This is a genomic window from Shigella sp. FC1567 (assembly GCF_001743015.1).
Classification (GTDB): domain Bacteria; phylum Pseudomonadota; class Gammaproteobacteria; order Enterobacterales; family Enterobacteriaceae; genus Escherichia; species Escherichia coli.
Genome location: NZ_MIIV01000083.1, coordinates 1 through 8,411, shown reverse-complemented (window position 1 = coordinate 8,411; position 8,411 = coordinate 1). Strand labels below are relative to the sequence as shown.

The 8,411-nt window shown below is 44.9% G+C and carries 6 protein-coding genes and 5 pseudogenes; 4 read left to right on the top strand and 7 right to left on the bottom strand.

Annotated elements, in window-relative coordinates; genetic code table 11:
- Positions 1-723: pseudogene (ospC1, locus tag BHE85_RS06590) on the bottom strand (type 3 secretion system effector OspC1); the annotation flags it as partial.
- Between the two features lie 450 nt (positions 724-1,173).
- Here ospC1 and BHE85_RS06585 point away from each other — a divergent pair.
- Positions 1,174-1,236: pseudogene (locus BHE85_RS06585) on the top strand (IS66-like element accessory protein TnpA); the annotation flags it as partial.
- 20 nt (positions 1,237-1,256) lie between these two features.
- On the opposite strand, the pseudogene BHE85_RS06580 reads toward BHE85_RS06585, so the two are convergent.
- A pseudogene (locus tag BHE85_RS06580) lies at positions 1,257-1,478 on the bottom strand (IS66 family transposase); the annotation flags it as partial.
- Between the two features lie 142 nt (positions 1,479-1,620).
- Positions 1,621-1,905, bottom strand: coding sequence for an HNH endonuclease signature motif containing protein (locus tag BHE85_RS28035; RefSeq protein WP_073692212.1), 285 nt, complete (start codon positions 1,903-1,905; stop codon positions 1,621-1,623).
- On the opposite strand from BHE85_RS28035, the pseudogene BHE85_RS27280 reads away from it, so the two are divergent.
- Positions 1,869-2,057: pseudogene (locus BHE85_RS27280) on the top strand (IS91 family transposase); the annotation flags it as partial. The gene BHE85_RS28035 and the pseudogene BHE85_RS27280 sit on opposite strands and share 37 nt — an antisense overlap.
- A gap of 372 nt (positions 2,058-2,429) precedes the next feature.
- Here the strand turns inward: BHE85_RS27280 and senB are convergent.
- The 4 genes from senB to BHE85_RS06545 all read right to left on the bottom strand — a co-directional run bounded on the left by senB (position 2,430) and on the right by BHE85_RS06545 (position 7,763).
- Positions 2,430-3,605: an enterotoxin production-related protein TieB gene (senB, locus tag BHE85_RS06565; protein WP_001020414.1), complete on the bottom strand. Its 1,176-nt coding sequence runs from the start codon at positions 3,603-3,605 to the stop codon at positions 2,430-2,432.
- Positions 3,606-3,673: 68 nt separating this feature from the next.
- Positions 3,674-5,935: a TonB-dependent receptor domain-containing protein gene (locus BHE85_RS06555; protein ID WP_001100761.1), complete on the bottom strand. Its 2,262-nt coding sequence runs from the start codon at positions 5,933-5,935 to the stop codon at positions 3,674-3,676.
- 168 nt (positions 5,936-6,103) lie between these two features.
- A complete protein-coding gene (locus BHE85_RS06550) occupies positions 6,104-6,880 on the bottom strand; it encodes an energy transducer TonB family protein (protein WP_000981089.1) in 777 nt (258 codons plus the stop codon).
- 7 nt (positions 6,881-6,887) lie between these two features.
- Complete coding sequence (locus tag BHE85_RS06545; RefSeq protein ID WP_001224619.1) at positions 6,888-7,763, bottom strand: ChaN family lipoprotein; 876 nt, start codon at positions 7,761-7,763, stop codon at positions 6,888-6,890.
- A 276-nt stretch (positions 7,764-8,039) separates the two neighbouring features.
- Between BHE85_RS06545 and BHE85_RS06540 the strand changes: the two are divergent.
- Together BHE85_RS06540 and BHE85_RS27275 are read left to right on the top strand one after the other, a co-directional pair.
- Positions 8,040-8,255, top strand: a pseudogene (locus BHE85_RS06540) (IS91 family transposase); the annotation flags it as partial.
- 66 nt (positions 8,256-8,321) lie between these two features.
- A partial coding sequence (locus BHE85_RS27275; protein ID WP_047199464.1) for a hypothetical protein occupies positions 8,322-8,411 on the top strand: 90 nt, incomplete at its 3' end.

Below are 8,411 nucleotides of genomic sequence, written 5' to 3'. Positions count from 1 at the left end.
TTGGTGCTCATGGTAAAAAACAGGTGGAATAGCATTATCAAAGTGATCGGTTAATGTCATATATCCATATGGAGAGTCATGATCAATGATATACGCATTTGCACCAAAATCAACAGTGTGATGTTTTGTATTCAGGGGGTGTTTTTTCTGATGGCTAGAGATTTCAACGCCAAAAAACACAAAGTCATGATTAGCTATTTTTTTTATATCATCAGCGTATGTGTTTCGTTTTGTGCATATTCCTTCAGACTGAATTTTATTGAATGACTTAATGTTTAAAATTTTATCAGACAAATCAGAATTACTTTGATGTCTGAAGATTAAATCAGAATTAATAATTAGCGAAAGCAAATTGAGTTCCTCTGCAGAAAGAGGATGAAGTTTTTCCCTTATTTCAGATATATAATGCTTCGATAATCTGTCAAGGTGCTCAATAGCCTTAAATGAGGCTTTAGCGTCTGATGGTGCATCAATTGCTATATTTAAAGATTTAAAGTTAGAGCCTTGAGAGAACATTCTACTATAACTTTGTGCTGCTATAGTTTTCCTAAAGAAATCTTTAATAATATTTGCACTATCTTTTAAATTTTTTTCATCTGGCATAGTTTGTTGTGCAGCGTTTCGCACTGATGTCACTTTTGGAAACAATGTATGTAATCTGTTATCCATAGAATCTATATTGCATTGGGTATTTGCTGAGTTCAGTGTTTCTGATATATTCATAAAATGAACCTTATATGAAAACAGTTTTAATTAATATCTTTCCCCACAAGATATAGTAGGGTATGAATTACAATTTTTGAGTATATATACAATATACTGCATGTAATTAGATAAGGGTATTATATACTTTTGATGTTATGTGATGCCAGATATTTCAAAATATCTAAAATCCGATGCTTAAGAACTCAAGTTAATCTTTTTTGTGAAATTATTTCCATAATTTAATAATTATATCAATTTTATTGAACAGCAATGAATTTTACTATAAAAAAACGATACTTTCTCTGATTCCTCTTATGGAGTGCTTCCAGTTAGTGGAATGTGTATTCTGCAATGAAATCCTCGATGATTTTTTCATGAAGCTCAACTAAGTGTGAAAAACTGATGTTTTTTTAATAGAGGTTAGTTTGGCCATATATAATTATTGTACTTTTGCAGTTTTTTTGTTACTTCCCTTATGAGTTCAAAATCGCCTTAATGGAGCAGTCACTGCAACCCAGAGCCTGTGTGGCGTAGATCGCCCGTGAAAATGGAATCTGCCGTTCGGTTTTTGCGCGAAGTTTTTCTGGGCTTTTACCGAACTGCATACGCTGCAGTTTCGCAACCAGCGCCTTCAGTCGGTTGATTTCGGAAGCATAAGCCGCCATCCGCTGTGAGAGCAGGCGGTTGTATTCAGCCATCTGGTGGATAGTGTCCTGTTGCGTCTGCAACAGTGCCCGCAGGCGGGCGTTCTCATGAGCAAGTGAGGTGTCCATTTCCTCACTTTACAACGGGTTATATGCGGATTCCAGCACGTTCCGTTCGTTTTGGATGTTTGTCGGGTAAGGACAGTTCATTGCTGGACTGCCCTCCCCTAAGAACGGTGCATACCGGTTTCCCGGTACACCGCTCAAGCCTTTATAAGCCCTTTTTGAGAGAGCCGGCTTCACAACTGTGTAACTGTCGATGGCAATTTGGATGTAACAAGACAAGGTTAGATAATTCTTCACCGCCCCCCATAACTTTCTTCACCTTATGGTGTACGTTCCAGCCAGTTTCATGGGTAATGCGCTGCCGGCATATCGGACACAGAGAGCCTTGTGACTCGAGTAGGCAGCCTGACGGCTGCGGTTTGTCATGGTCTGCAATTACCGTTATAAAAACAGGATAAACCGGAACCAGTGGCGAAAGTGTGCTATGCACAAATGGTGAAACAGTTCCTGAGTCGTGACCCGTTCGAATGCGTGCTGTGTGGCGGCCGGATGGTATACCGCCGGGTCATCGCGGGACTGAATGTGGAGGGGCTGAAGAAAAACGCGCGGGATATCAGTCTGCTGAGGTATATCCCGGGGTGATGCAGGATAAGTGCGCCCGGGAATCGGGGTAAGTATAAAAAACGGCCGATTACAGTATTAAAACCGTCCACAGAAAGAAAAAAACACCGGCGTGATGTGAAAAACAGCTTACCGCACGAGGCATAAGACGCGGACAGTGGTATCGCTTAGTTTTTCAATTTCCTATACGTGAACAGGCATAGCTGTGATTTCATTGAATTATTGGCACAAATCAGTTGATCGTACAATGCTGTGCCTGTCTCGTTTTCTGGAGATTCCTCAGCCTCATGGAGCGGCGTAACAGGCGTACCGGCAGGACAGAGATGTTTGCTTTTCCTAGTCCGGCCAGTTTAGTGGAATAACGGAGTTTTTATCCCATGTTTTTTCCCCCGATCACGACTTTTTCAAATCAATGCTCAGAATACGTTCTTTAGCTCCTTCCACAAACACATCAGGATCCCAATCGCGGTTAAAGCCTTCTTTGATGCCAATGTAAAGGGTATCCATATCGTCCGACAACACCATCTGGTTTGGGTAGACCGGCATGTTAAATTCACGGGTGATGCTGTATTTGGTGGCATCCACTACGCTGATGGTGCCGCTAGTGAAGTTGGTGACATACAGTTCGTTATATTTCGGATTGTATTTCACCGCGTTAGCTCCGGCTCCTGTGTGCACATAGCCAAGCTGTTTACCGTCGCGTAAGTCAAAAATATAGAGGCCATCTTTTGTACCGGAACGATCGTCATGGTCGAATACCACCACAAAGGCACGGTCAGAAGCGGAGTCCACCGCCAGATTCTGCACACTTGTGATTTGTGGTCTCGGATCTTTCAACGGGATGGTACGCAGCAGCGTCTGATTTTTCGCATCAATTTCGTTGATGTAATCTCTTCCGCCAACGTAGATTTTCTGTGTTTTTTCATCCATCGTCAGACCATACGCTGTACCTTTGTAAGCATCCTTAACCTCGCCTTTTAAGGCAAGCGTCGTCCCGTCGAGCATTAACAGCTTATGCAGAGGCTTCATGCCCTCGGCCGTTTTCAGCATATTGCTATAACTCACAAACAGGGTATCGGAATCCTGGCTGTAAACCATATGGCGCAAATGCTCAAAACGCGAATCTGCAGCGTTTGCCGCTTTAAAACTTAACCTGTCGCTGGTTCTTACCAGTTTACCGGTTGGGGTGTCAAACATACTGATACGCAGGGACGCTGACTGGGTGTGTCCGATATAGAGCTGATGTTTATCCTGATTTATCGCCAGCGAAAATGCCCGGTATGGCATCGTGTATTTATTTTCGACTTTCAGCGAATCTGAATTAAACGAATACAGATAGCCTTTATTGGCTTCACGATTTACACGATCGGTGACTGCTGCAAACACCTTTTTACTGGCATTATCAAACGCCAGTTCATAGACGCCTTCATCAGGGGACTGAAGGTAATTCGTTTTCAGGGCAAATCGCGAAAGTTCGCGTTCAGGTGGATCGATAGCCATGGCCATCGTGGGTAAAAATAGTGAAATTAACAAGTATAGCGGTGCTTTGGATAAAGTAAAAATATTCATTTTTCGTTCCTGCAATAAAATTGACATAAGAGAGAAAACGTATTGTCTGAACCTGGCGGAAATTGTCATCAGAAACGAATGTCCCCGCCAAATATCCATGTTCTGCCACGCGCGGAATTGGCTGGGTGGCTCTCGTCACCAAGACCTGGCATCATGTTGAGCTTATTCAGCGCCTCCGAATAATCTCTGTTCATCAGGTTTTGTACCGAAAGTTTCAGTGTCAGGTTGCGGTTGTACTCGTAAGTACCATAGAGATCGATAATCGTTGGGATCTGCGGCAAATCCTGTTTGATTATTGCGCCGGTATGTTCGTCCTGCTCAAAATCAGGCGACAGGCGACGAGCCTTGCCTGTGTATTTTATGATAGTGCCCAGGGTCAACGCGTTATCGAAGAAGCGAACACCAGTATCCAGCGTCATGTATTTTCTGGGCAGTTCGGTCATATCCCCTGCGCCAAAGTAGGTGCTGGCGATGGAGGTTGGCTGGTCTGTTTGCTGCTGGCTGAAAGAGAGTCGGCCAAAAGCAAAACCTGCATCATAATCCATCTCCAGTTCGAAGCCCTTTGCAATAACGTCGCTTGCCGAGTTAACGTAGATGTACATATTGTCGCTGTATTCATCGCTAATGCCCTCCCAGTCATTGCCAATCACCTCAGCCATACTGCATTTACGACCTCCAGAACAAACCAGATAAGACTCGCTGTAGATGTAGTTCTGGATCCTGCTGCGGTACGCCAGAGCCTTAAAGCGCAGGGCATCCTGTTCGACCAGTAAATCTCTGGTATCAATGTTAAAACCCGCCTGCCAGGTTTCTGCACGTTCAGGCTTCAGGAATGGGTTCATGGATGCGCCTCCTGAATTAGAGAAGAACATCTCCTGGATGTTCGGGGCGCGCATGGATTTGCTGTAGCCAATGAACGGCTGAAGCCATGGTGTTACCTGAGCAGAAAGCTGAACTGAAGGGTTGAAGCCACCCTCTTTATCGTCAATATCGTAGCTACCCTGTGGCACGCAGATAACGCGTGAATCGCAGGCGGGCTTGTACCCTGTGATCCTGTTACGTGTGTAGTTGAGATTGAAATCTGCCTCCCAGATGCCGCGCGTAACCTTCAGCCCGGTATACAGCGCTGAAATATCCTGCTGGCCGGAGGGTGCGAACGGATTGTTCTCGATCGATTCCTGATTCGCTTTCGGGTCGCCCGCCGCTGAGTGAATGGTCCGGTCATAGCGGGTACGCATCAGTTTGCTGCCCAGCATAAACTCCAGTTCATTGTCCGCGACAGTGAACCGGCTGGTATTGTTGATATCCAGCGCGTCAGAACGATTTTGCGCTGAGGTTTTGTAGAAAGTATACAGCGAGCCATCACGATACTTTTGATTACCGCGACTGGTACTGGCCGTTACGTTAAAGTCAATTAATTCAGAAAAAGGGGTGTAATGATATTTAATGTAATAGTCGTCACTGGTTATATCACGACGTGTAAATTTATTTTCATAGGTTCGAGCGGAAAGTTCGAAGCTGTTAAATTCGTCTGGTCTGATATCCATTTTATACAGTTGGGATTTGGGGTTCTGCTTCATATATTTATCATAACCAAACTCTTTGCTGTTAATTCCAGAACCATTTGAGAAATTAGAGTACACAGAACTGCCACTCACAGCAGCCATAACGCCAATGCTTCCCGTATCCGTAAAAGCGTCGCTTTTTCCACCAAGGGCGATCATTCCGCTGCGTCCCAGCCCATTACTACCGACAGAGAAACGTGAACGAAGGCCATATGTATTACCGTTAAATATTACATCGTCAACGCCAATAGTACGCATATTTGCACTACCGGCAAGGGCGTTGATCCCTTCAGAGCCACTGCTGTCACCGCGTGTAACATCAACTGCTACCAGTAAGTTAGGATCTATAAGTACGCCAGCCATATTGTTAGTTGAACCATGCGCCGTTGTTCCGGAGGTAGAGGTTCCGTAAAAACTCTGGGTAATACCATCGACCATAGTGTTTACACGACCAAATCCGCTCATGCCTCGAATATTCACACTGATTGCTCCCTGACCAGGATCTATTTGAGTATAAGTACCAGGCATACTACGCACTGTTGCGTCAAGTGATTGCAGGTTTTTGTCCGTTGTCCGGGAACTGGTCGCGCCTGTTTTCTCGAGAGCTTCCTGCTCACTGGTCGTCTTCCCGACAGAAACGCTGAGCGGACTGAATTCTGCCGCTCCTTTTTTGTCGGAATTAGTTTTTTCACTGATGGATTGTGAGTAAGCACCGCAGCTGAGCAATAATATGCCTGAGCCGATAGCCAGTTTTATAACGTTCATAAATTTCCTTGGATATAATATTAATAAAGATAAGTATAACTATTTGTTTATTAATTATGATCTACTGTCTTTTTGATTTTTTCGACAGTGGAAAAGTTTGATAAAATGTTCAGCATAAAAATGAAAATTAAATTTCAGTTAAATGAACTTGAACGGCCAATTATCCCTTTACTCCTTCAACTTAAAGGTAATCGGCATTTTTACTTTAAATAATCCTCCCTCCAATATTTCAGGCGGTGGTTTGGGAAGTGGTTGAGCGCGTTCTAAAACAGCAATAGCTTCGCGGTCAAGAGAAAGGGTTCCTGACGAGATTTCCAAGAAACTACTGACAATAGTGCCTTCCGTGTTTACGGTAAAAGTCACAACGGCTGTGCCGGTTCGTGCACGTTTTCTGGCATCGCCAGGGTAACGTTTATAACGGTTAAGGTGGCCTTTTACTCTGCTTTCCCAAGATGCCTCAGAATTATCTCGCTTTGTTGAGTCACTGTTAAAAGGCGCAGCAATACGGGACGATTCGACCAGAGCCTGAGGTGCAGCATTACTGGAAACGGCTGTGGGGTTGCTGTCGCTGGTTTGAGCCTTTATCTTACGAGGTGGACGTGTCTTTTTCTTTTCTCCATCGGATGACTTTTTCTTCCTAGTTATTTCAATGGTTGCATCACTGTCTTCAGTGACAGGACGTTGTTGTCTGTCCTCAGTTTGTTGCTTTTCTTCTGTCACTGCGGACTCCTGTTGAGCGATTCCCACCGGAAGCGAAAGTGGAGAAGAAGGAGCCTCTATAATTTCTGCCCATTGCAGCATGATCGCCGGTGCAGGAGACATAGCGGGCTGAACTTCGGAAAAACGCCAGATAAACGTAAGGAAAATCAGTCCATGAAGCAGTAGAGAACAGATAAACCAGCTGCTCCATTTTACCGACTGTGGGAAGTGGAGAATATTCATCATCCATGGTTTACCTTTTTGTTGTATCTGGCGCTACAAACCACACGTAGTCAGCATGATCTACTGTGATGTTCATTCCTTTTTCTGCAAGCATCAACACCACTGGATGGGTGCCGGTGGCAAGATCTTCCATGTGTAACGGTACGCCCATGTTTTTTGACGCGTGATAACCACCTGCAATCAACAACGACGGTACCGGGGCACTCAGAAGCTGGCGGGCCATGTAGCGATCCCGCTGCTGCTGAACAGAGAGCATTGACGTCAGTTGCTGGCTTTCAAGGTTGCCTTCATGCATAGCTATGATGGTTTCACGCAGAGCTTCTTGTACCACAGGTGCAGTGGATTTTTTTCCTTTAGGAAATTCGTTTTTTTTGTACAGTGCCAACATCTGCTCCCGGCCAATGTTGGCATTGAGCAGCGGGTAAGGCCCACGTAATAGCTGCATGACGATGTCGCCATACATCTCCCAGGACCACCCTTTTTGCCAGTTAAGTAGTTCCTGAACACGGCTATCTCGAACCACAGGATTATCTTTCAGCCAACATTTAACTTGGTTAACTCGGGGCTGTTGGTCTGACGTCAACATCTCAAGCAACACACTCCCCTGTGGTCGCTGGATGAGCAGATTTTGAATAAGCCAAAGCTCAATCTGATGATGCTCGGCATTATCGTGTTTTTCACCAATAATAAGATGTCGAGCGGTAGCAAGATCCGCCAAAAGCTCGCTGCTAGAAATAATTTTGCCACTGTGCAAATCGTAAATCTGCCCGTCAATCAGGAAAGCTTTCTGCCCTGGCGCATCCTGCTTTATGGTGGCATTCTGTCTGCAGGCTCCCAGACTAACACTAGCTAACGTTATCATAGAAATAAGGATGAACTTTCTCATATTCCCATCTGAAACAATATATTTCCATATATTTATTGATAAAACATTAATTATGATAAAACATCAAAGAATAAATGTAAATAATTATCATTACCAACAAAAAGAATGCACTAGCGAGTGATGTTTACCAGCCGATATTATGGGGTCCGCTTGGAAAACGGATCTATGGTCACTCCCGTTTTTGCAACACCGATTTTGACGATAAGTGGGCTTGCTTGAATCTATCCGGAGTCTGAATGGGATTTCATTCCCGCGCCCCGATGAGTTCCGCGCCTGATGTACATGTCGAAGAAAATGGCCGGCGGGAGGAATACGGCGCGCTACCTGGGTCGTTATCTGAAGAAGCCGCCGATAGCGGCCTCCCGGCTGGCACATTACAACGGAGGGGCGAGCCTGAGCTTCCGTTACCTGGACCACAAAACGGGAGAAACGGCGACGGAAACGCTGACACAGCGTGAGCTGGTCGCGAGGCTGAAACAGCACATCCCGGAGTAATGCCGATCAGTTAAGGATCAGTTGACCGATCCAGTGGCTGTGTAAGAATCCGGAAACGCTCACTTGTTTCCGGATTTTTTTATGCACATTGGACAGGCTCTTGATCTGGTATCCCGTTACGATTCTCTGCGTAACCCACTGACTTCTCTGGGG

Excerpts from the sequence above, each read along its gene's own strand:
- senB (WP_001020414.1), bottom strand. The coding sequence starts at position 3,605 with ATGAATATTTTTACTTTATCCAAAGCACCGCTATACTTGTTAATTTCA.
- BHE85_RS06555 (WP_001100761.1), bottom strand. The coding sequence starts at position 5,935 with ATGAACGTTATAAAACTGGCTATCGGCTCAGGCATATTATTGCTCAGC.
- BHE85_RS06550 (WP_000981089.1), bottom strand. The coding sequence starts at position 6,880 with ATGATGAATATTCTCCACTTCCCACAGTCGGTAAAATGGAGCAGCTGG.
- BHE85_RS06545 (WP_001224619.1), bottom strand. The coding sequence starts at position 7,763 with ATGAGAAAGTTCATCCTTATTTCTATGATAACGTTAGCTAGTGTTAGT.